This is a genomic window from Nocardia pneumoniae NBRC 100136 (assembly GCF_000308755.1).
In the GTDB taxonomy this organism is placed as follows: Bacteria; Actinomycetota; Actinomycetes; order Mycobacteriales; family Mycobacteriaceae; genus Nocardia; species Nocardia pneumoniae.
In genome coordinates this window covers 175,029-195,888 of sequence record NZ_BAGF01000058.1, presented here as the reverse complement: position 1 = coordinate 195,888, position 20,860 = coordinate 175,029, and the positions used below count along the sequence as shown (strand labels likewise).

General features: G+C 67.8%; 19 protein-coding genes and 2 pseudogenes. 8 read left to right on the top strand and 13 right to left on the bottom strand.

The features are described from left to right. Together ON34_RS19230 and ON34_RS19225 are read right to left on the bottom strand one after the other, a co-directional pair. The gene (locus ON34_RS19230) at positions 1-720 is read right to left on the bottom strand and encodes an ABC transporter ATP-binding protein (RefSeq protein WP_040781064.1); all 720 of its coding nucleotides are present in this window, start codon (positions 718-720) and stop codon (positions 1-3) included. Further along, complete coding sequence (locus ON34_RS19225; protein WP_040781063.1) at positions 717-1,475, bottom strand: ABC transporter ATP-binding protein; 759 nt, start codon at positions 1,473-1,475, stop codon at positions 717-719. Before ON34_RS19225 ends, ON34_RS19230 begins: the two co-directional genes overlap by 4 nt. A 212-nt stretch (positions 1,476-1,687) precedes the next feature. Between ON34_RS19225 and ON34_RS19220 the strand changes: the two genes are divergently transcribed. Continuing rightward, complete coding sequence (locus tag ON34_RS19220) at positions 1,688-2,992, top strand: PucR family transcriptional regulator (protein WP_040781062.1); 1,305 nt, start codon at positions 1,688-1,690, stop codon at positions 2,990-2,992. Here ON34_RS19220 and ON34_RS19215 read toward each other — a convergent pair. Next, positions 2,972-3,622 carry a TetR/AcrR family transcriptional regulator gene (locus tag ON34_RS19215; protein WP_040781061.1) on the bottom strand — a complete coding sequence of 217 codons (651 nt, stop codon included), beginning with the start codon at positions 3,620-3,622 and terminating at the stop codon, positions 2,972-2,974. The two genes, ON34_RS19220 and ON34_RS19215, sit on opposite strands and share 21 nt — an antisense overlap. A gap of 128 nt (positions 3,623-3,750) precedes the next feature. Between ON34_RS19215 and ON34_RS19210 the strand changes: the two genes are divergently transcribed. The 3 genes from ON34_RS19210 (at position 3,751) to ON34_RS19200 (ending at position 7,023) form a co-directional block, all read left to right on the top strand. Then, on the top strand, positions 3,751-5,235 hold the full coding sequence (locus tag ON34_RS19210; RefSeq protein WP_040781060.1) for a long-chain-fatty-acid--CoA ligase: 1,485 nt from the start codon (positions 3,751-3,753) through the stop codon (positions 5,233-5,235). Beyond that, positions 5,232-5,684 carry a MaoC family dehydratase gene (locus tag ON34_RS19205; protein WP_040781059.1) on the top strand — a complete coding sequence of 151 codons (453 nt, stop codon included), beginning with the start codon at positions 5,232-5,234 and terminating at the stop codon, positions 5,682-5,684. The genes ON34_RS19210 and ON34_RS19205 overlap by 4 nt, the downstream gene beginning before the upstream one ends. A gap of 196 nt (positions 5,685-5,880) precedes the next feature. Next, positions 5,881-7,023 (top strand): alpha/beta fold hydrolase, encoded by a 1,143-nt coding sequence (locus ON34_RS19200; RefSeq protein ID WP_040781057.1) that lies wholly within the window; start codon positions 5,881-5,883, stop codon positions 7,021-7,023. Between the two features lie 93 nt (positions 7,024-7,116). Here the strand turns inward: ON34_RS19200 and ON34_RS37665 are convergent. Then, positions 7,117-7,212, bottom strand: a pseudogene (locus ON34_RS37665) (sugar O-acetyltransferase); the annotation flags it as partial. A gap of 204 nt (positions 7,213-7,416) precedes the next feature. Here ON34_RS37665 and ON34_RS19195 point away from each other — a divergent pair. Next, positions 7,417-8,484 carry an ADP-ribosylglycohydrolase family protein gene (locus tag ON34_RS19195; protein WP_051022871.1) on the top strand — a complete coding sequence of 356 codons (1,068 nt, stop codon included), beginning with the start codon at positions 7,417-7,419 and terminating at the stop codon, positions 8,482-8,484. 13 nt (positions 8,485-8,497) lie between these two features. On the opposite strand, the gene ON34_RS19190 is transcribed toward ON34_RS19195, so the two are convergent. After that, entirely contained in the window at positions 8,498-9,448 is a 951-nt protein-coding gene (locus tag ON34_RS19190; RefSeq protein ID WP_051022843.1) for a LysR family transcriptional regulator, read from the bottom strand. On the opposite strand from ON34_RS19190, the pseudogene ON34_RS37660 reads away from it, so the two are divergent. Then, positions 9,447-10,832: pseudogene (locus ON34_RS37660) on the top strand (MFS transporter); the annotation flags it as partial. The gene ON34_RS19190 and the pseudogene ON34_RS37660 overlap by 2 nt on opposite strands. 195 nt (positions 10,833-11,027) lie before the next feature. On the opposite strand, the gene ON34_RS34760 reads toward ON34_RS37660, so the two are convergent. Next, on the bottom strand, positions 11,028-11,648 hold the full coding sequence (locus ON34_RS34760; protein ID WP_040781053.1) for a TetR/AcrR family transcriptional regulator: 621 nt from the start codon (positions 11,646-11,648) through the stop codon (positions 11,028-11,030). Positions 11,649-11,726: 78 nt separating this feature from the next. Between ON34_RS34760 and ON34_RS19175 the strand changes: the two genes are divergently transcribed. Then, the gene (locus tag ON34_RS19175) at positions 11,727-13,154 is read left to right on the top strand and encodes an MFS transporter (protein WP_051022842.1); all 1,428 of its coding nucleotides are present in this window, start codon (positions 11,727-11,729) and stop codon (positions 13,152-13,154) included. 32 nt (positions 13,155-13,186) lie between these two features. Here the strand turns inward: ON34_RS19175 and ON34_RS19170 are convergent, their stop codons facing one another. After that, on the bottom strand, positions 13,187-14,140 hold the full coding sequence (locus ON34_RS19170; protein WP_245548095.1) for an alpha/beta hydrolase: 954 nt from the start codon (positions 14,138-14,140) through the stop codon (positions 13,187-13,189). Between the two features lie 292 nt (positions 14,141-14,432). On the opposite strand from ON34_RS19170, the gene ON34_RS19160 reads away from it, so the two are divergent. After that, complete coding sequence (locus ON34_RS19160) at positions 14,433-16,319, top strand: beta strand repeat-containing protein (protein ID WP_373291947.1); 1,887 nt, start codon at positions 14,433-14,435, stop codon at positions 16,317-16,319. A 160-nt stretch (positions 16,320-16,479) separates the two neighbouring features. Here the strand turns inward: ON34_RS19160 and ON34_RS19155 are convergent, their stop codons facing one another. The 6 genes from ON34_RS19155 to ON34_RS19130 all read right to left on the bottom strand — a co-directional run bounded on the left by ON34_RS19155 (position 16,480) and on the right by ON34_RS19130 (position 20,800). After that, entirely contained in the window at positions 16,480-17,409 is a 930-nt protein-coding gene (locus tag ON34_RS19155; RefSeq protein ID WP_040781045.1) for an NAD-dependent epimerase/dehydratase family protein, read from the bottom strand. 277 nt (positions 17,410-17,686) lie between these two features. Next, positions 17,687-18,100, bottom strand: coding sequence for a DUF6463 family protein (locus ON34_RS19150; protein WP_051022839.1), 414 nt, complete (start codon positions 18,098-18,100; stop codon positions 17,687-17,689). Further along, positions 18,100-18,645: a TetR/AcrR family transcriptional regulator gene (locus tag ON34_RS19145; RefSeq protein WP_051022838.1), complete on the bottom strand. Its 546-nt coding sequence runs from the start codon at positions 18,643-18,645 to the stop codon at positions 18,100-18,102. Before ON34_RS19145 ends, ON34_RS19150 begins: the two co-directional genes overlap by 1 nt. Positions 18,646-18,849: 204 nt before the next feature. Further along, complete coding sequence (locus ON34_RS19140; protein ID WP_040781044.1) at positions 18,850-19,371, bottom strand: DoxX family protein; 522 nt, start codon at positions 19,369-19,371, stop codon at positions 18,850-18,852. Beyond that, positions 19,371-19,817, bottom strand: a complete 447-nt coding sequence (locus tag ON34_RS19135) for an ABA4-like family protein (RefSeq protein WP_040781042.1) — start codon at positions 19,815-19,817, stop codon at positions 19,371-19,373. Before ON34_RS19135 ends, ON34_RS19140 begins: the two co-directional genes overlap by 1 nt. After that, positions 19,814-20,800 (bottom strand): hypothetical protein, encoded by a 987-nt coding sequence (locus ON34_RS19130; RefSeq protein ID WP_245548094.1) that lies wholly within the window; start codon positions 20,798-20,800, stop codon positions 19,814-19,816. The genes ON34_RS19135 and ON34_RS19130 overlap by 4 nt, the downstream gene beginning before the upstream one ends. Positions 20,801-20,860 lie beyond the last annotated feature (60 nt).

The window sequence follows — 20,860 nt, the reverse complement described above, 5'->3', positions numbered from 1 at the left end:
TCAGATCCGGTATCCGAGGTAGGACTGCGCGACCTGTTCGTCGGCGCGTATCTCGGCCGCGGTGCCGGACAAGACGATGCGCCCGGATTCCAGGACATGCGCGTGGTGGGCGGCCTCCAGCGCCAAGTGGGCGTTCTGCTCGACGACGATCACGGTTGTGCGTTCCTCTTCGTTGATGGCGTGCACGATCTGAAACAGTTCCTGGGTTACCAGGGGAGAGAGGCCGAGCGACGGCTCGTCCAGCAGCAGCAACCGGGGCCGCAGCATGAGGGCCCGGCCGATGGCCAGCATCTGCTGCTGTCCGCCGGACAGCCCGCCCGCCGGTTCGCGCAGCCGTTCGGCGAGCACCGGGAAGTAGTCGAGGACCCGGCGCAGATCGGCTTCGACGCGCACGCGATCGCGGTGCCGGAAGGCGCCGAGCCGCAGGTTCTCCTCGACGGTCAGGGGCAGGAATGTCCCGCGACCTTCCGGCACGTGCGCGACACCGCCGCGGGCCACGGCTTCCGGCGCCCGCCCGGTGACTTCGATGCCGTCGACGCGCACGCTGCCGCGAGCCTTGACCATGCCGCACAGGGCTCGCAGCAGTGTCGTCTTGCCCGCCCCGTTGGGACCGAGGATCGCGCACACCTGGCCTTCCGCCACCTCGAAGGTCAGGCCCTGCAACACTTTCGCGCCCCCGTAGCCCGCGTGCAGGTCGGTGACGGTCAGGAAGGCGCTCATGCCGCCGTCCCGAGGTAGGCGCGAATGACGGCCGGATCGCGTTGCACCTGTTCGGGTTTGCCCGCGGCGATGACGCGGCCGAACTCCAGGCACACCACGCGATCGCAGGTGCCCATGACGAAGCCCATGTGATGCTCGACGACGACCACGGTGAGATCCAGCTCGGCGCGCAACGCCCGCAACCGGTCGGCGAACTCGTCGACCTCGCCGTGGCTGAGGCCGTTGACCGGTTCGTCGAGCAGCAGCAGCCGCGGTCGCACGGCCAAGGCCCTGGCCAGCTCGATCCGCTTGAGCGTGCCGAAGGGGAGCCCGGCGGCCGGACGGTCGGCCACGTCCGCGAGGTCGAGCCGGGCCAGCAGGTCGTCGATCTGCTCGCGCAACGCGCGCTCCTCGCGCCGCACCCGGGGCAGGCGCAGACCCGCGGCGACGAATCCGGCCCCCGCTCGGTGGTGCGCGCCGACCAAGACGTTGTCCCGGACCGACATGCGCGGGAACAGGCCGAGGTTCTGGAAGGTCCGGGCGATGCCGAGCCTGGCCAGGGCGTACGGCCGTACCGCCAGCAAGTCCTGTCCCTGATACCGGACGGCGCCCGTGGCGGGCTGATAGCGCCGGGTCAGGCAGTTGAACAGGGTGGTCTTGCCAGCGCCGTTGGGCCCGATCAGTCCGACCATCTCGCCGGTGTCGACGTGGAACCCGACCTCCTGCAGGGCGGTGATGCCGCCGAAGCGGACGGTGAGGGTGGTTATCTCGAGCATGTGTCCTCCGGCCCACGTGGGGCGATCCGGTGCGGGGACAGCGCGGTCGTGCGACCGGCGTGTGGCACGTGGTCAGCGTAAATTTGCTGGTCAGGCTGCACATTGGACGCAGCGGCCCAATCTCGGGCGTCCGGTTTGTCCGCCGCGGACACCTCCGGGGGTCCGTGGGATCGGTTGACATATCCGGACAGGGCCGTGGAGTATCCCCGGTTATGTCAGCTAGATCACACCAGGTCGGCGCGAGCGGTTCGGCGACGGTGCTGGCCGAGCGGACGCGGATCGTCAGCGAACTGTTCGACCACGCGGACGACATGGCCGATGCCGGGATGTCGGCCATCATCGCCCAGATCCCCGCGTACGCCGCCCGTGATCTGAGCTTCCAGGCCGATGTGCACGACCAGCTGGCCCAGCTGTGCCGGACGGGACTCGGCGCGCTGCTGCAGCGGCGCAAAGTCACCGTCGACGACGTGTCCTACACCCGTCGCGCGGCGGCACGCCGCGCCCAAGCCGGACTCACGTTGGTGGACTACATCAACGCGTTCCGCCTCGGCCAGCAAGCGCTGTGGAAGTCCCTGATGGCGCATGCCGGTGACACGGAGGCCGGGCGCGAGGCGGCGCTGTCGATGGTCACACCGCTGTCGCGGTACTGCGATCTGATCAGCACGCAGGCCGCGAACGCGTATCTGGAGTTCCAGCAGTATTTCGCCACCGAGGCCAGCCGCGACAGCGCGCAGCTGATGGGAAGCCTGCTCGATGGCGTGCTGCCCGAGCGTGGCGCGCTGCTGACCACGGCGCAGGGCCATGGGATCGGTCTGGCGAAGTCCGTGCCCATGGTGGTGATCGACGCGGTCGTGCTGAAGGTGACCGACCGGGGCGACGGCCGGTCCGGGCGGTCACGCGAATCCGATGCGCAGGCAAGGCATCTCGCTTCCGCTGCGCTCACCCGCACCAGCGTCAACGGGCTGCGCACGCTGTCGGTGGCACGCGGGTCGGATATCGTCGCGGTGCCCGCGCTCGGCCGCAACGGCACCGCCGAGGAGTTGTGCGACCGGCTGCGCGCGATGACGGAACGACTGCGCGGGGAGGGCGTCACGCTCGGCGTCGGAGTCAGCGCGGTCGTCACCGAGATCGGGGAGATTCCGCAGGCGTATCAGCAGGCGCGTGCCGCGCTGGAGTTGCTGCCCGAGGACGGCGGGGTCATGGCGCTGCCGTGCATCACGCCGTTCCGGTATCTGATGCTGCGTGCCGACGACACCGCGCGGCGGCTGGTCGATCCGAGGATCCGCGCGCTGCTTGCCGACGACCGATCCCGCGGCGGCGTGCTGGCCGAGACCATTCGCGCCTTCGCCCGCGCCGATATGAACCTGCGGGAGGCCGCGGACGCGCTGTGCATCCACCACAACACCGCCAAGTATCGGCTGCGCCGCATCCAGGAACTCACCGGGCGGAATGTGCGCAGTGTCGAGGATCTGGTCGATCTGCTCGTGGCGATCGAACTACACGCCACCGGCAAGTAGCCGGTACCTGCTCTCCAAGCCGTCGAGCAGCGACTCCAGACCGACCTCGAACGCGTCCCGATCGATGCGCTGCTGCCGATCGGCCAGCAGATGCGCCTCGTTCAGGTGCGGATACGCGTCGGCGTAGACGGCCGCGTCGGACGGGAAGCCCCCGGCGAACGAGCCGAGCGACGCGCCGGTGAGGAAGTAGCGCATGAGCGTGCCGACGGTGGTGGCGTCGCGGCGCGGCCAGCCCGCCGCGACCAGGCCGCCGAAGACCGCGTCGGCCATGCGCAGCGCGTTCGGCCGATGTCCCGGTCCGCTGGCCAGGGCGGGGACGATGTGCGGGTGCGCGGCCATCGCGGTGCGATAGGAGCGCGACCAGGCGCGCAGCGCTGATCGCCAGTCCGGGTTGTCGGCGGAGAGCGCGTCGAACATGGCGATGTCGACTTCGCCGAGCACCGCGTCGACCACGGCGTCGATGAGGTCGTCCTTGGTGCGGACGTGGTTGTACAGCGAGGGTCCCTGCACACCCAGTTCGGTGGCCAGCCGCCGCGTGGAAACAGCCGCCAGCCCCTCGGCGTCGACGAGGGCGAGCGCGGTTTCGATGATGCGCTCGCGGGTCAGCAGCGGCGTGCGGGGTCTGGCCATGGGTCTCCTTCCGGTCCTCGCATTCTCGCAGTGACGCTTGCGCCCCTGGTTTCGGTGTCCTACGGTGAAGCGGAAACTTGCGCTGCTAGTTTTTGGAGAGCGATGTCGAGATCCCTCAGGCGGTCGGTATGAACGCGACGCTGTCGGTGGCCAGCATCCTGGCCGAGCAGGCGCGACGGCGCCCGGACCGCACCGCGCTGATCGACGGGTCGCAGCGAATCACCTTCGCCGAGTTGTGGAATCGGGCGCGCGGGCAGGCCGCCGCGCTGATCGAACTCGGCGTGCGGCCCGGTGACCGGGTGGCGCTGATGTGCCCGAACGTGGTGGATTTCCCGGTCGCCTACTACGGCATCCTCGCCGCGGGCGCGGTGGTGATCCCGGTGCACCCGCTGTCCACCTCCAGTGAGGCGGAGTACCTGCTGCGCGATAGCCGGGCCCAGTTGCTGCTGTGCCAGCCCGTGTTCGCCGAGTCGGGACGACCGGCCGCCGAGGCCGCCGGAATCCCTTGCCACGAACCGGGTTCCCTGATGGCGCGGCCGATCGCGTCCTACGTTTCGCGGCAGCCCGCCGACCCCGCGGTCGTGTTCTACACCAGCGGCACCTCCGGCAGGCCCAAGGGAGCCGAGCTGAGCCATCTGAACCTGGTGATGAACGCGACGGTCAACGCCTTCGACGCCAACGACGTACGCGTCGACGACGTGGCGCTGGGCGCGCTGCCGCTCTCGCACGTGTTCAGCCAGACGGTCTCGATGAACTCGACCTGGCGGGCGGGCGCCACGCTGGTGCTGATGCCGCGCTTCGACCCCGCCGAAGCGATCCGGCTCATGCTCGCCCACGACGTCAACACTTTTCACGGGGTGCCGACGATGTACGTGCGGTTGATCGCCGCCGCTCGCGAGTCGGCAGAGCTGCCGAAGTTGCGGCTGTGCATCTCGGGTGGCGCCTCGCTGCCGCAGCCGGTGCTGGAGGCGTTCGAGGCGACCTTCGGCGCGCCGATCCTGGAAGGCTATGGGCTGTCGGAGACTTCGCCGACCGCGGCGGTCAATCAACCGGATTTCGGTCCGCGGGTCGGTACCGTCGGGCACTCCATCTGGGGTGTCGAGGTGGAGATCGCCGATCCCGACCAGGCGCAGCGCATCACCTTGCTGCCCACCGGTGAACTCGGCGAGGTGGTCATCCGGGGACACAATCTGTTCAACGGCTATACCGGGAATCCGTCCGCGACGGCAGCCGCGGTGGTCGACGGATGGTTCCGTACAGGGGATCTCGGCGTGAAGGATGTCGACGGCTATATCCGGATCGTCGACCGGATCAAGGAGATGATCATCCGCGGCGGGTACAACGTGTATCCAAGCGAAGTGGAGGCGGCGCTGCTGCGGCATCCGGATATCGCCGCGGTCGCGGTCATCGGCATCCCGGATGACGTATATGGCGAGGAGATCTGCGCGGTGATCGTTCCTTCTCGTCCGATCACCGCGGATCAGGTGATCGATTTCGCGCGTGAGCATTTGGCCAAGCACAAGTATCCGCGCCGGGTGGAATTCGTGACGGAACTACCGCTCGGGCCGAGCCACAAGATCCTCAAACGAAAGCTGAAGGAGCAGTTCGCGTGAGGGTGTTCGAGGATTTCGACGCCCTGCGCGCGGCGGTTGGCGAAGAACTCGGCACCAGCGATTGGATCACTGTCGATCAGCGGCGAATCGACCGATTCGCCGCGGCCACAGGTGATTTCCAGTGGATCCACGTCGACGCGGCGCGCGCCGCGCAGGGCCCCTATGGGCGCACCATCGCGCACGGATTCCTCACTCTCGCGTTGCTCGTCCCGATGGCTCAGCAGGTGCTGTCGGTGCCGTGCGCGAGAATGGCTGTGAATTATGGACTCGGCAAGGTCAGGTTCATCACTCCCGTTCCGGTGGGCAGCCGGGTGCGCGGCTCGGTCACACTCACTTCGGTGACCGATATTCCCGGCGGCGTGCAAACAGAGCGCCGCATCACTATCGCCGTCGAGGGGGCGGAGCGCCCCGCTTGTGTCGCCGAGAGCATTGTGCGGTACCTCGGCTAGTCGCGGATACTCTTCTCCGTCGCACGTCTGCAGTTCTATTTCGATACCGCGGTGACCATGCCGGTGCGGTTTGTCCCCGGAGCCAAAATTCCATTCATGACTTATGTGTGGGGCGCAGTGACAGTGCTCGATTGATAGTTCAGGATGAAAGTGTCCGTATCACAAATTCATTACGGACGTTCGTGAAAGGCTTGCAATGAAGCACCGAATTCGTCGCCACATATTCGCCGCGGCGGTTGTCGCCGGCGCCACCACACTCGCCATGAGCCTCGGCGTCGCCGCCGCCGACGCGGAACCGGATGCGCGGTCGCCAGAGCAGCAGCTCGTCGAGGAACTGAACGCGGGACTGGGGCCATCGCCGGACGGCAGGCAGCCGAAGGCCATCGTGGACTCCGGCAGCAGCTCCGGTTCGGCCTCGCGCAGTTACGCGTCCGCCGCCGTCGGCGAGGGTCCTGAAATGCCCGCCTACCTGGCGGCTTTCATGTACGGACTGGCTCATCCCGACTCGTCTCCGCCGGGCGCCAACCGGGAGAACTGCACCCCGTCCGCGGCGCACCCGAATCCGGTCGTCCTGGTGCACGGAACCTGGCTGAACGCCTACGACACTTTCGCGTACCTGTCGCCCCGATTGGCGCGAGCCGGGTACTGCGTCTACGCCTTCAATTACGGCCGCTCCGGTCTCTTGGAAGGCGGTGGGATCGGCCCGATCATGCCCGGCCGCTACGGCGTGGGTGCGATGGAGGACTCCGCGCGCCAATTGCGCGATTTCGTCGAGCAGGTGCGCGCGACGACCGGCGCGGAAAAGGTCGATTTGATCGGGCATTCCCAGGGTGGTCCGGTGTCGAGTCAGTACATGAAGTTCGAGGGCGGCGCCGACAAGGTAGGTAAACTGATCACCTTCGGTGCGACCCATCACGGCACCTCGCTGATGGGAATGGCGACCCTGGGTCGGCTGATCACCAATCTCGGCATCAATATCCTGGGTTTCTACGAGCCGATCGTGGGCCACGCGAATATCCAGCAGGCGGTCGGATCGCGGTTCTACGCGGCATTGAACGCAAACGGTGACACCGTCCCTGGCGTCGAGTACACGTCGGTCGGCACCCGCCACGACGAGGTCTCCAACCCCTACGAATGGACCTTCCTGACGCCGGGACCGGACACGACGGTGCACAACATCACTCTGCAGGATGGCTGCGCCGAGGATTGGTCCGACCACTTGACGATCATGTACTCCCCGCGTTCCGCGTCGATCGCCCTGCGCGCCCTCGACCCGGAGACGAACCCGACCCTCGACTGCGCCTTCAACCCATGGATGATCGGCGGCGCAAGCCACTGAGCCACTGAAGATTTCGACCCGGGATCCGGTCCGGTTGTGCCGCCACCCACCCAGAGCGTCCGCGCAGGCACTGCCGACAACCGTATCCCGGGCCTACAGCTGCCGGATCACCCGGCACGGATTGCCCGCGGCGAAGACTCGCGCCGGTAGATCCCTGGTGACGACACTGCCCGCCCCGACAACGGTGTTCGCTCGATCATCCCGTCAGGCAACCGAAGCGGCAGCTGACCTGTTGCCCGCCAAGGGCTTCGATCGGATCGCGTTCTGCTGGCCCGCAAAGTGTGGATGCCCCGCCCTGCCGGGAATCGCGCGATCCCCAGTCCGGGACGTCGAGGCCGCGGTGGTGAGGGCCGGTGGGTCTGGATGCGATGATGGGGTCTTGTGGTGGATTACATGACGGTTTTCGACCGGGTCAGGGGTGCTCTGCTGGGTGGGGCGGTGGGTGACGCGCTCGGGTGGCCGATCGAATTCCTTCGGCTGGAGCAGATCCGCCAACGTTACGGGGCCGAAGGGGTGACTGGTTTTCTGCCGCAACATGCCGAGGGTGCGCCGCAGCAGATCACCGATGACACCCAGATGAGCTTGTTCACCGCTGAAGGGCTGTTGCGGTCGGTGCCGGGCGCCGACCCGGTGCCAGCGCTGCGCCGGGCGTATTTGCGCTGGTTGCAAACCCAGCGACAGGACGAGCCCGCGGCGCAGGCGGATGGGTGGCTGGTGAGTCTGCCGTTTCTCTACGCGGTGCGTGCGCCGGGAAACGCGTGCATGTCGGGGCTCGGTCAGCAGGCACGGGGATATCTCGCGCCGGAGCCGATCGGTGCGGCCGGTCCGGTGAACCCGCAGTCGAAGGGATGCGGCACGGTGATGCGGTCCGCGCCGTTCGGACTCGCGGGGTTCGGGCCCGAGCGTGCGTTCACCGCCGCCGCGCGGGCCGCGCAGTTGACCCACGGGCATCCGACCGGGTACCTCGCGGCGGGTGCGTTCGCGGCACTGGTCGATCGCGTGGTGAGCGGTGTCGAACTGCCGATCGCGGTGCAGGAGACGGTCACTCAGCTCACGGCGTTCGCCGCGAGCGAGGAGACGACGGCCGCGCTGACCAGAGCCGTCGAGCTGTCCGAGCAACCGGCCGCAGCCGAACTCGTCGAGCAGGTCGGCGAGGGATGGGTCGCCGAGGAGTGCCTGGCCATCGCGGTGTACTGCGCACTGCACGCCGCGAAGACCGGTGACGTGCGCGCGGCGCTGCTGCTGTCGGTCAACCACTCCGGTGACTCCGACTCCACAGGCGCGGTCGCCGGAAACCTGATCGGCGCCGTCCATGGTATTTCGGCGCTGCCGCTGGACTGGGTCGGCGCGGTCGAGGGGCGGGATGTGCTGGTCCAGGTCGCCGACGATCTCGTCATGAACTTCGGAGTCGGCGATCGGTCCGCACTCGGTGCCCGATACCCGTTCGACGAGGGTCTGTGAGGATCCTCGGCGATCACGGCCCGGAGACGTCGCGTGAACTGCCGGTCTCCTCGCCGGGATGCCCCGGTTCGGTCCGCCGTCGGCACACGTCGAGTACGTGGCCGCGCAGCCACCGGTGAGCCGGGTCCGCGTCGAGCCGGGCGTGCCACAGCAATGACACCGTCACCTCGGGGGCGCGGAAGGGCAACTCGAAGGAGTGCATTCCGCGCCGCAGGTTCGTGGTGTGCCTCCCCGGGACCGTGGCGACCAGATCGGAGGCTCTCGCCAGAGCCAGGGCTGCGCTGAAGCCGTCCACCACGGTCACCACGTCCCGCTGGCGTCCGGTCGGGCGCAGCGCCTCATCCACCAGCCCCTCGGTCAACCCGCGCCGTGAGACGTGCACGTGCCGTGCCGACGCATACCGCTCGGCGGTGACTTTCCCGGTACTGAGCGGATGCTCGCCGCGCACCACACCGATGAACCGGTCGGTGAACAGCGGGCTGCTCACGATGTCGGGAGGTAGCTCCTGCTCGATGACGCCCGTCTCCAAGTCGACGCCGCCATCTCGCAACGGACCGATGTCCTTCTTCGTCTTCTGCACGAAACGCAGCCGCACACCGGGTGCCTCGGCGCCGACCTCGGCCACCAATTCGGGCCCGAACCTCTCCACGAACCCGTCGCTGCTGCGTACCGTGAAACTCCTCGTCAGGCCCGCCAGGTTCAGCTCTTCGGCCGGTCGCAGCACCTCTTCGGCCGCACGGACCAGGCCGTGCACCCGGTCGCGGAGTTCCAGGGCGCGGGGCGTCGGCACCAGCTCTCGTCCCGCCCGCACCAGCAGTGGGTCGCCGGTGGCTCGCCGCAACCGAGCCAGCGCACGACTCATCGCGGACGGACTGAGCGCGAGCCGTTCCCCCGCTCTGGTGACGCTGCCCTCGTCGAGCAGAACGTCCAGGGTGACCAGCAAGTTCAGATCGGGTCGCGCCATGCGCACACGATCTCACAGATCAGCCAATATATGGCGTCGGGTGCACAAATACTTTTCCATCTTTGCGTCTTCCGCCAGGTCACGGGGAGACCTACCGTCCATGACGACCCCCTTGGCTCCAGGAAGAGGACACCCCGTGAGACCAGCAACGCCTCCGGGCGCCGAACCTCAGCAGGCACCGCCCGCGCAGCGTCCACTGGGCTGGACGCTGACCGCCCTGTCGTTGTCCATGCTGCTGCCTTCGCTGAGCATCAGCATCGCCAACGTCGGCCTGCCCGCCATGGCCGTGGCATTCGACGCTTCGTTCCACGAGGTCCAATGGGTCGTGATCGCCTATCTGCTGGCCATCACGACGCTGATCGTCGGTGCGGGCCGACTCGGCGACCTCGCCGGTCGGCGTCGCCTCTTGCTCGTCGGCATCACCGTGTTCACGATCGCGACGCTGCTGTGCGGTCTGGCCCCGGATCTGGTCTTCCTGGTCGCGGCCCGCGCGCTGCAAGGCGTCGGCGCCGCCTGCATGATGGCGCTGACCATGGCGTTCGTCGGCGAGACCGTGCCGAAGGAGCGCACCGGCAGCGTCATGGGGCTGCTCGGAACGATGTCGGCGGTCGGCACCGCGCTGGGGCCCTCCGCCGGTGGAGCCCTCATCGCCCTCTTCGGCTGGCGCGCGATCTTCCTCATCGGCGTGCCGCTCGGGTTGCTCGCGCTCGCGCTCACGATCTGGGTGCTGCCCGGCTCCGCACCGGTGACGAGCTCCGCGCGACGGCGTTTCGACGTCACGGGTACGGCGCTGCTGGCGATCACCCTGGGCGCCTACGCACTGGCCATGACGATCGAAGGAAACGATTTCGGCCCGCTCACCATCGGTTTGCTCGGTGCGTCCGGGGCGAGCCTCGGCCTGTTCGTCCTCGCCGAGAGCCGCGTCGCGTCCCCGCTGCTCACGCTCGCGATGTTCGGTGATCCCGTACTCGCCGCCGGTCTGACCGCCAGTGCACTGGTCTCGACCGTCATGATGACCACACTCGTCGTCGGGCCTTTCCACCTCGCCTTGGCCCTCGACCTCGATCCGGCCTTCGTCGGGCTGGTGATGTCGGCGGGGCCCGCGGTGTCCGCCCTCACCGGTGTCCCGGCCGGACGCGCCACTGATCGCTTCGGCGCCGAATTCATGGTGGTCGCCGGACTCGTCGGCGTCATCGGCGGCACCACCGTGCTCGCTGTGATGCCCACGGCCGCAGGCGTTCTCGGATACGTGCTGCCTTTGGTCAGCACGACTGCCGGGTACGCGATCTTCCAAGCGGCCAACAACACCGCGGTGATGAAAGACGTGTCCGCGGACCAGCGTGGCCTGGTTTCGGGCATGCTGAATCTGTCCCGGAACCTGGGTCTGATCACCGGCGCGTCGGTCATGGGAGCGATCTTCGCCTTCGCGGTCGGCACGAGTGATGTCACTTCGGCCGCTGCTGCGGAGGTCGCTCGGGGAACTCAGCGAACCTTCGCCGTCGCGGCTGTCCTCGTGACCTCGGGTCTGGCCGTGATCCTGTGGCTGCGCATGCCTCGACGCGACCCGCGTGCGTTCCCGTCAGGGCAGCAGTTGCCGGGTGAGCGCGTCGGTGGCCCAGTCTTGCCAGGCCTGGCTGGTCCAGCCGCGTTCGTGGACGAGCAGGTGGTAGGTCTCGGGCGCGAGGACGGCCACGGCGATGTCGGCGGCGCGTTCGGGATCGATTCCCGCGCGCAGGGCGGTCTTGGCGGCCAGGGCCTGGCTGAGGCGTAGTTGCACCGTATGACGCTGGGCGATGTTGGTCTGCCACAGCTCGGCCAGTTCCGGGTCGGTGGCCGCGGCGGAGCGGACCGCCTCCAGCAGGGGAGTGACCCGGCCCAGGATCGCGCCGGCCGCGGCCACCTGAAGCCGGATCTGCTCGGCCGCGGGCGCTTTCACGGCCTCGGCGAACCAGGGCCGGTCGAGCGTGGCGACGGGTTCGGTGTCGCCCGCGATCTCGACGTCGAGCAGCTCGGTGAGAATCGCGCGCTTGGTGGCGAAGGTGAAGTACAGGGTCTGCACGGCCATTCCGGCTTCCTCGGCGATGGCCTTCATGGTGGTCGCGGTGTAGCCGCGGGTGGTGAACAGTTCCCGCGCGGCCGCGAGCATGCGGGCACGGTTGGCTGAGGTCCGGGCGGCGCGCACGCCGGTGTTCTTCGGCATGACCCAGATGTTACTTGACTGGAGTGTGACTCTAGTGGAGCATTTCGCTAGATCTACACTCTAGTGAAAGGGATTGTGATGGATGGGAAAGGGCGGTTGCGACTGCTGCTGATCACCGTTGTCGAGCTGGTGATCTTCCTGGACACCACGGTGGTGAACGTGGCGCTTCCCGAGATCGGCAGGCACTTCGACCTGGGTCAAGCGGGACTGGGCTGGGTGACCAACGCCTATCTCCTCGCCTTCGGCGGATTCATGCTGCTGGGTGGCCGTGCGGCCGACCTGTACGGTCCGCGTCGCATGTTCGGCGTCGGGTTGGCGGTCTTCACCGTCGCGTCCGCTCTGGCCGGATTCGCGAACACGGCGTGGCTGCTGATCGCGGCGCGGGCCTTGCAGGGCGTCGGTGCGGCCGTGGTGATCCCGGCACAGCTGGCCCTGCTGACCACGGCGTTCACCGAACCCGCCACGCGGCGGCGAGCATTCGGCGTGTGGAGTGCGATGGGCGCGGCCGGTGCGGCGATCGGAACCGCGGTGGGCGGTCCGCTGACGGACGCGTTCGGCTGGCCGTCGATCTTCCTGATCAACCTGCCGGTCGGTGCGCTGGCGCTGGCGTCGCTCCGATCGCTGCCCGCGGACGCGCCCGCCGCGCAGCGGGCCGACGGGCGGCTCGACGTGCCCGGCGCCCTCACCGGAACAGTCGCGCTGCTGATCATCGGATACGCGATCGGGGCGTGGGGCGATCCCGGCACACGCGTTGCGGCCTCGGCCCTGCTCGGGATCGGCGTCGCCCTCTTCGGCGCCTTCCTGGTCATCGAGACGCGCAGCCCGCATCCGCTGATGCCGTTGCGGCTGTTCGCGATTCGCCAGGTGACCGGTTCCTCCGCGGTGAACGCGCTCGTCGGTGCCGCGCATGTTCCAGCGTTCGCGCTGCTGGCGCTGTACCTGCAGAACACCCAGGGCTACAGCCCGACATCGTCCGGCTTGGCGGTGCTGCCGGTCGCGCTGGTCAACATCGCCGTCTCCCGCACGCTGATCCCGTTCGCGCTGGCGCAGATCGGCCCGCGTGGCGTGCTGGCCGCCGGAATGGCGTTGCAGGCCGCGGCGCTGGCGTGGTTCGCCAGGCTGCCGGATCACGCCTCGTACGTCACCGATGTGCTGCCCGCGGCGATCGTGCTCGGCATCGGGCTACCCGCGGCATTCGTCGGTGTCACGGTTCCTGCCGTCACCGCGGTGGACGAGGCCGATCGCGGCATCGCCGCGGGTGTCGTCAACACCGCACAGCGCGTCGGATCCGGGATCGGTGTGACAGCCGTGCTGCTGCTCGCCCAAACGGTGACCGAAAGGTCGACGGGCGGTGCGCCCTTCGTCGACGGTGTCCGTGCGGGGTTCGCCGCCGCGTCCGGGTTGGCGCTGCTCGGCTGCCTGCTGACGGTCCTGCTGCTGCGTGTTCCGCGTGCCGATTCCGCCGCGGCACACGGTAGTGAGGCCGCACCGTCCACCCATCGCTGATCGGAGCGCTCCGGTCGCCCTACGCAGCGTCGTTACGCACCGAGCGCTCGGGCCAGGTGTGGCCAGGAATCGTGCAGATCCGCCTCGAACTGGCCCCAGGTGTGCGCGCCCTCCGGGCGGTTGACATGGACCGCGGGGAGACCGAGGTCGGCGAGGCGGTCCGCGAAGGCCGCCGTGCACGAGCTCGCGATCGCCTCGATCGGCGGGAACGGCAGGCCGCCGCGATCGATCTCGCCGGGAGTGCCGGAGGCGGCGGACAAGTAGATGGTCTTCCCGGCGAGAGCGGACGCATTGGCGAACGCGTCGTGGACCCGCCAGACCGCCTCGCCGGGCGCTCCCCACATGTTCGCGGGGTTTCCCCCGCCGCGAATCACCTGCGCGCTGACCATCGCCACGCCCGCGGCGTCGGCGGCCCAGGGGCACCCACTGTAGGCCGCCACGGCGCGGTACGTGTCGGGTGCCTGGATGGCGAGGTCGATCGCGGAGGCCGCGCTCATCGAGACGCCCGCGATCGCGTTTCGTCCGGTGGCGCCGAGCTCATGGTCGAGGGTCGCCGGAAGTTCTCGAGTGAGATAGGTCTGCCATCGGTTGCGGCCGACCGCCGGGTCGTCGGCGAGCCAGTCGGTGTACATGCTGTAGGCGCCCCCGACCGGCAGCACCACGTTGACATGCTTGTCGGCGAAGAACTCTCGGACGTCCGTGTCGTCCCACCACGAGATCCCGTCCACGCCACCACCGATGCCGGTGAGCAGATACAGCGTGGGCGCGGGGCCGCCGCCCGCGGCACGGATCACCCGATGGGTGACCACACGATCCATCGCGGGCGAGTAGACATCGATCTGCGATACGGAGCCGCCGAGCGGAGTCTCGCCGACCACGTGCGCTCGCACGGGGTTGGCCTCGGCGGGGTTGACGGAGAACACGGACGCTGCAACGGCGGTCGCCAGCGCGCTGCAGAGCGCGCCCAAATACTTTGAAGCACTCACGATTCCGTTGTACCCAGCCATCGGCGTCGCACTCGGAACGGCGGATCGCGGACGCACCCGGACCGAACGCCAACGGCCCGCTGGGGCAACGAGTCCCGACCGATACGGTGTGCAGGCATGCACCAGTGCCACAACTCGGTACAAATTCGACGCACGTCGAACCACAACAATCTTCGAGGAACCACGCGGCCCCAACGAATTCCGACGGCACGCTGCACTACTTCGCTTCCCGCCGCGTGAAAATCGGCTAGCCGATACCCAGCAAACGGCGTCTACGAGAAGCCGGACTCGAATGTGCAGGGATTGTCAACGCACGGCAGCAAATCCGAAAACGGACAAAATCGGAACGCCACATGCATTGCCTCAGTGCAGGTCCAGGGCAGTTAATGGTGTAGAGCCGGGCCACCGAAAGGTCGTGCACCCCCCGGTGCAGTGGAACCAGCAACAAGGAGGCAGCGTCATGCCTACTATCACTTCTCTATCTCCAACGACAGGGCCGACTTCCGGGAACAACAGCGTGGTTATCACCGGTAGCGGGTTTACCGGCCCCACCACGGTCCGGTTCGGTACCACCGCGACCACCTTTACGATGAATTCCCCTTCGCAGATCACGGCGATCGCTCCCCCGGGGACTGGGACGGTACAGGTCACCGTCTCCAACGCGGAAGGAACGAGTAACGGGTTTCCCTATACCTACGCTCAGGTTCCCTCACTGACCTCGCTCAGCCCCACCGGAGGACCGGCCGCCGGTGGCACTTCGGTGACCATCACCGGTTCGGGCCTGTCCGGTGCTACCGCCGTGAACTTCGGTGCCACACCGGCGACTTCGTTCACGGTGGTGTCGAACACACAGATCACAGCGGTCGCTCCGCCCGGGGCGGGCACGGCACAGGTGACGGTCACGACGCCGTCCGGTTCGAGTAACGCTCTTCCGTACACATATGTGGGGGTTCCCGTGATTGTTTCGATCAGTCCGAGTTCGGGTCCGGTGACCGGCGGGGTCTTGGTGACCTTGACGGGTACGGGGTTCACCGGTGCTACCGCCGTGAATTTCGGTGCTACTCCGGCCACGTTCTACGCCGCGTTGTCCGATACGTTGATCGTCGCGCTCGCTCCGCCGGGAACGGGGACGGTGCCGGTCACGGTGACGACCTCGGCTGGTACGAGTGGCGGGGTTTCGTTCACGTACGTGCCTGCTCCCACGCTGACGTCGATCACCCCTACGTCCGGTCCGGTGACCGGAGGGACCACGGTCATCCTGACCGGCACGGGGTTCACGGGTGCTACCGCGGTGTTCTTCGGCGTGCTTCCGGCGACGTCGTTCACGGTCAACTCGCCTACGCAGATCACCGCGGTCACTCCGGTGGGTATCGGTACGGTGCCCGTCACGGTCGCCACCCCAGGCGGCATCGCTACCGGAGTTTCCTTCACTTACGTGCTGCCACCGATCCTGTTCTTCCTGAATCCGCTGGTGGGTTCGCAAGCAGGGGGCACAACGGTCACCCTCACCGGCGTGGGTCTTTCCGGCACCACCGGAGTGAATTTCGGTGCCACGCCGGCGACTTCGTTCACCGTCGTGTCGGATACGCAGGTCACGGCGGTCGCTCCGCCCGGAACGGGTACCGTGCAGGTGACGGTCACCACCCCGTCGGGTTCGAGTAACGGGTTGCCGTTCACGTATGTGGGTGTTCCCGCGATCCTTTCGATCACTCCGACGTCGGGCCCGGTGAGCGGCGGAGTCGTGGTGAACTTGACCGGAACCGGGTTCACGGGTGCTACCGCCGTGAACTTCGGCGCTACCCCATCCACCTTCTTCTTCGCGTTGTCCGACACCTCGATCATCGCGATCGCTCCGCCGGGAACGGGAACGGTGCCGGTCACGGTGACGACCGCGGCGGGTACGAGCGCCGGGGTTTCCTTCACCTACGTGCCTGCGCCCGCGTTGACGTCGGTCACCCCGGCTTCCGGGCCGACGACCGGTGGGACAACCGTGACGCTGACCGGCACCGGACTCACGGGTGCTACCGCGGTGTTCTTCGGCGTCCTCCCGGCGACGTCGTTCACGGTCAACTCGCCCACGCAGATCACCGCCGTCACGCCAGCAGGTCTCGGCACGGTGCCCGTCACGGTCGCCACTCCAGGCGGCATCGCTACCGGGGTTTTCTACACCTACAGCTGACGGCGCCGCCCGCATGGGGCTTTGTGTGATCACCGAAGGGATCGACTCGGATTCACGGGCCGGTCCCTTCGGCTGCGTGGTAGTTCCCGGCAGCGATGCCGCTCTCACTCGACGGTGTTCCCGTCCGCCCGCAATGCCTGGTCGAGAAATTCGAGCAGGGTCATCGGGATTCCGTCATGGCGGCGAGGCCGTCGTGCACCGACGGGAACTTCGGTGTCCAGGCGAGTTCGTCCTTCGCCTTCGCGTTCGACAGCCGAATCCGGCTCCGCACCATCAGGGCGTACATATACGGAAGCGGACGGAGAAAAAGGGCGGGCACCCGTAGCGGCGGCGGCGCCCCGGCGGCAGCGGCCAGCGCTTGGACGTACTCGGCGAACGGCACCGGGTGATCGTCGGCGATGTTGTATGCCGCGCCGGGCCGTCCGCGTTCGAGGGCGGCGACGGTAGCCGCCGCGGCATCCGCGATATGGATGGGCGATGTCGTCCCGCCGGGCCGGACGATCGGAAGCCGCCGGGCACGGGCCATGTCCATCAGCGCGCGTGTGCTCGGTTCGGGTCCGTAGAACAGTCCGTAGCGCAGTGCGATCCCTTCGATGCCGTGAGCATCGCGCACCTGCTGTTCGTTGGCGCGCATCGATCGGGCATGTCGTTCGAACTCGCCGCGGGCGGGCGGGGCGAAAGGCGCGTCCTCAGTGACCGGTTCGTCCCCGTGATCGTGGTAGCCGTAACCGAGGAAGAAGGACTGGGTGACGAAACGCCGGGCGCCGAGCTCCTCGGCGGCGCGGAGCAGATTCGCGGTGCCCTCTTCGCGCAAGGCGTCGGTGGCGTAGAGGTCACGATGCCTGCGCGGCAGGGTGGACAGCGCGGTCGCTTGGTGGATCACCGCGTCGGCGGTGCGCCCGTCGACGGCTCGCAGCAACGCCTGGCGATCCATGATGTCGACCACCAGCGCGGACGCACCGGCCCGGCGCACACGTCGTGCGCCGGTCGGCGACCGTGTCAGCGCCGTGACGCTGTGACCGGCAGCCAGCAGGAGGGGAAGCAGCTCTGATCCCAATGTTCCTGTCGCTCCCGCGAGCACAACCCTCATGGGGAGTCCTTTCGATTGTCGTGCGGTTCGGTTTATCGATCAGCTCGGCTGAGGCGTCTGGTCCACGGTTGCCGACCACGCGCCCGGTCCGGGCATGGCGGTGAATTTTCCGAGCGGTGTGGGCGGTCGCGGGGATCCGCATCCAGCGCGCGGCAGCGCTACCCCGGTTGCGTGCGGCGAATGACGCTATGACCGTAGGGATGCGGGGCCGCCGAAGCGCCTGGGCGCGGGGATATACCGCTGGCCAGAGTTTTGAAGAGTTGCAGTGGAAGAGATGTCAGGTCGCGTGTTGCCGACCGGTGACCAGATCCTTGTCCGAGCGACGCGCGGCCCCCAGCGCCACCGCCCCGATGACCAGGATCAGCCATCCGCCCGTGACGGGGAAATAGATGACGGTCAAGGGGATGCCGATCGCGATCATGTACCACCCGACGTGGCCGGGAACGCGGCCGGTGACAGCCAAGGCGTCGCGAGTGAGCGTCCCGATGGACAACAGCGCGATTCCGCACATCATGAACCACACGCTGGCGTCGCGCGCGAAATAGTCGGGATCGTCGACATCGGCGGCGGTCGCCAAGAACCCTTCGCCCGCGATGCCCGCCCAATCGTTGGGCTGGACGAAAGCCCACACGAAGTGGACGGCGGCCGTCGCGAAGATCAGCCGTGGCACCCAGGGGCCGAGCGCGGGCATCACTGCTCCTTCTTCGTCGCCAGTCGTCGGACGAAGGCATAGATATCGGCGATGTCTTGCGGGGGCAGCGGCGGAATGATCTGCTGCGCCCCGATCAGCGCGAGATAGAACAGCCGCGCTAAAAGCTCGGTCTCCCCGCCGAATTCGCCGATATCACGCAGCAGGGATGCGACGTACTCGACGCGCCGCTGGTCCATGCGCTGGTGGAGCCGGTACACCTCGGGATCTTGCATCGCCCAGGCGCGCATCGCGATCTCCACCGCGCGCTCGGCTTCGTGATCCGCGAGAATGCGATTGCGCAAGCGGGCCAGCTTGTCGTCCGCGGGGGCGTCGCCCTGTTCCGCTTCGGCGATGTAGCGTCCGGTGAACTCGTTCTCGAAATGCTCCAGCAGGGCGGTCTTGTATCCGGACATGCCCCGGAAGTGGTGGTAGAACGACCCTTTCGTCAGGCCGAGATCGGCGCATAAACGCTCGACCGTCAGTGCGCGCGCCCCGTCCTCGGCCAGCACCGCGAACCCCGCGTCGAGCCAATCCCGCTTGGCCATCGGAACCTCCTCTGCCGCCGATGTCCATACCATACCGTATGGGATGTCCACTGGGATGTGTGCTCGGTCACCGCTGGCTACCGCTCGCAGGTGCTCCGGCCGGTCGGCTGAATGGTTTGCGGCCGTTGACAAATCGACGCACGACGCGCCGAAAGCACCGAGACCCGCCGCGCGGGCCTCGGTGCGGTCGTATGCCGGTCGCCGTCAGGCGATCACGTGGTTGCCTGCGATTCGCATGCGGCCGCGTCGCGGGATCCGCAGCACTCCGGCTGCCCACAGGGCCACGCCGATGTACAGCGCCTGCTCGGGGATTCGCGCCCACAGCGGTGTCGCGGGTGCGCCGTTGAACGGCACGTCGGAGACGGCGGCGTAGATATTGGCGGGCAGCATCACGACGAACAGCGCGACGAGCCCGAGCCCGGCGGTGCGGCGGGTCCTGGTGCGGAACAGACCCAGTGCGCCGAGCAGTTCCAGAATGCCGGTCAGGTAGATCATGAGACCGGGGAGCGGCACGAACGGCGGCACCATGGGGATGAAGTCCGCGTGCGTGGGCACGGGGGAGTCCGCGAAGGCGTCGGGAAGGAAATGCGTGGTGCCGGTCATGATCAGCATGACGCCCAGGGCGTACGCGGCGCAGGTCGGCCAGTCGGCGAACCGGCGAGCGCCGAGTGCGCCTGCCACGCGCAGCACGAGCAGCGTGGTGAGCAGAACGATCAAGGTTTCCATCATGCCTCCATGGGGACGGACCGGTTGGACGCCGGAGCTTTGGTGAGCCGGATGAGCAGGTAGAACAGGACGCCGATCGGCGCGAAGAGGATGGTGAGCAGCAGCAGCGGGCTGATCAGCAGTGGCGGCAGACCGCGAGCGCGGCTGTCGCGGAAGATCCATCGCCCGAGAAGCAGATCGAATGCCACGAAATGCGCCCAAGCCGCCGCCGCGCCGGGGCCGTCGCCCAGGATGTCTTGCAGCCCGGGCAGGGTCGGGTTGATCAGTGCGCTGGCAAACGGGCCGAACTCGGGGACGACCAGTGCCGTGTAGATGACCAGTGGTGGAATGCAGATGAGCGGTGACGCGACCATCGCGCTCGTCCGCTCCCATCTCGGCGCCAGGATCATCAGCGCCCAGAACGGCGCGGCGAACCAGAAGGTGACGTCGAAAAGCAGATTCGTCATCGGCTGGCCCCTACCGGGACACGGTCGAGTCCAATGGGTTTCGGTCGCAGCGCCGCGATCGCCGAACCTGTGGCGGCGACGGCGATCACGGCGAAGGCCAGCAGCGTCGCCGCGTCGGGACGAACCACCGACTGTCCACGCAAGGCCTGCCAGGTGAGCACCGCGAGGACGGCCCCATAGGTCGCCGCGGCGATGATGACGAGCGTTCGTCTGGTTTGCATCGATCGCAGTACCGGAATCCGCCGTGCCGCCAGTTCCACCGTGAGCAGAACCAGTGGAACCACCTGTAAGGCGTGCATTCCGAGGAAATGCGGTATCCGCAGATCCCCTCCGGCGGTACTCCAGCCGAGCACCGGCAACCCCGGTCCGCCATCGGGAAGTCCGACGGTGTGGGCCCCGCTGATCGAGCCGCCCGCGGCCCGCTGTTCCGGCGTTTCCCGAAGCATCAACAACCCCAGCGCGGCGCCGGCGAGCGCCAGCACGGTGCCGCACCGGATCGCCGCGTTGCGGGCGTGGTCGGCTGTCGGGTTGACGAACAGCACCACCGACACGACCAGCGTGGCGAGCCAGACCACGACGATCGACGAGCCCATGGTCTCCCACAGCGCCGCGTTCACCGGCGTCGTGAAATTGAAGTGACTGGTGGTGCCCCGCACGATCTGGGTCACGATGACGACCAGCTCGAGCGCGAGGCCGAGCGCCGCGACCGTGCCCGCCCACCACGCGGTGCGGCGCCAGCGGGTGAGCTGCGCGATCAACCATGCCCAAGTGACGGCGTAGATCAGCACCGAAAGGGCGAATTTGGCGGACTTGGCCCAGATCGGCAGTCCGGTGAGGGTGCGATCGTCGACCACCATGCCCGCGATCGACCAGACGACGAGCAACGCCATCGCGACGGCGAGCAGCATCAGTGGGCGATGCCAGGACAGAGCGGGATAGCGCTGGAAGAAGACGGTCACGAGCCTCGGCCTTTCGGAACTCACACTATCGATAGTTGTACTATCGGCACCGATTATGGATAGCTGTACTTTCCACTGTCAAGA

What these genes read in the sequence shown, in the direction of transcription:
- ON34_RS19220 (WP_040781062.1), top strand. Translation starts at nt 1,688, where the DNA reads ATGTCAGCTAGATCACACCAGGTCGGCGCGAGCGGTTCGGCGACGGTG.
- ON34_RS19195 (WP_051022871.1), top strand. Translation starts at nt 7,417, where the DNA reads ATGACGGTTTTCGACCGGGTCAGGGGTGCTCTGCTGGGTGGGGCGGTG.
- ON34_RS19140 (WP_040781044.1), bottom strand. Translation starts at nt 19,371, where the DNA reads ATGGAAACCTTGATCGTTCTGCTCACCACGCTGCTCGTGCTGCGCGTG.
- ON34_RS19215 (WP_040781061.1), bottom strand. Translation starts at nt 3,622, where the DNA reads ATGGCCAGACCCCGCACGCCGCTGCTGACCCGCGAGCGCATCATCGAA.
- ON34_RS19230 (WP_040781064.1), bottom strand. Translation starts at nt 720, where the DNA reads ATGAGCGCCTTCCTGACCGTCACCGACCTGCACGCGGGCTACGGGGGC.
- ON34_RS34760 (WP_040781053.1), bottom strand. Translation starts at nt 11,648, where the DNA reads ATGCCGAAGAACACCGGCGTGCGCGCCGCCCGGACCTCAGCCAACCGT.
- ON34_RS19160 (WP_373291947.1), top strand. Translation starts at nt 14,433, where the DNA reads ATGTGCAGGGATTGTCAACGCACGGCAGCAAATCCGAAAACGGACAAA.
- ON34_RS19225 (WP_040781063.1), bottom strand. Translation starts at nt 1,475, where the DNA reads ATGCTCGAGATAACCACCCTCACCGTCCGCTTCGGCGGCATCACCGCC.
- ON34_RS19210 (WP_040781060.1), top strand. Translation starts at nt 3,751, where the DNA reads ATGAACGCGACGCTGTCGGTGGCCAGCATCCTGGCCGAGCAGGCGCGA.
- ON34_RS19155 (WP_040781045.1), bottom strand. Translation starts at nt 17,409, where the DNA reads ATGAGGGTTGTGCTCGCGGGAGCGACAGGAACATTGGGATCAGAGCTG.
- ON34_RS19200 (WP_040781057.1), top strand. Translation starts at nt 5,881, where the DNA reads ATGAAGCACCGAATTCGTCGCCACATATTCGCCGCGGCGGTTGTCGCC.
- ON34_RS19175 (WP_051022842.1), top strand. Translation starts at nt 11,727, where the DNA reads ATGGATGGGAAAGGGCGGTTGCGACTGCTGCTGATCACCGTTGTCGAG.
- ON34_RS19135 (WP_040781042.1), bottom strand. Translation starts at nt 19,817, where the DNA reads ATGACGAATCTGCTTTTCGACGTCACCTTCTGGTTCGCCGCGCCGTTC.
- ON34_RS19190 (WP_051022843.1), bottom strand. Translation starts at nt 9,448, where the DNA reads ATGGCGCGACCCGATCTGAACTTGCTGGTCACCCTGGACGTTCTGCTC.
- ON34_RS19145 (WP_051022838.1), bottom strand. Translation starts at nt 18,645, where the DNA reads ATGGCCAAGCGGGATTGGCTCGACGCGGGGTTCGCGGTGCTGGCCGAG.
- ON34_RS19150 (WP_051022839.1), bottom strand. Translation starts at nt 18,100, where the DNA reads ATGCCCGCGCTCGGCCCCTGGGTGCCACGGCTGATCTTCGCGACGGCC.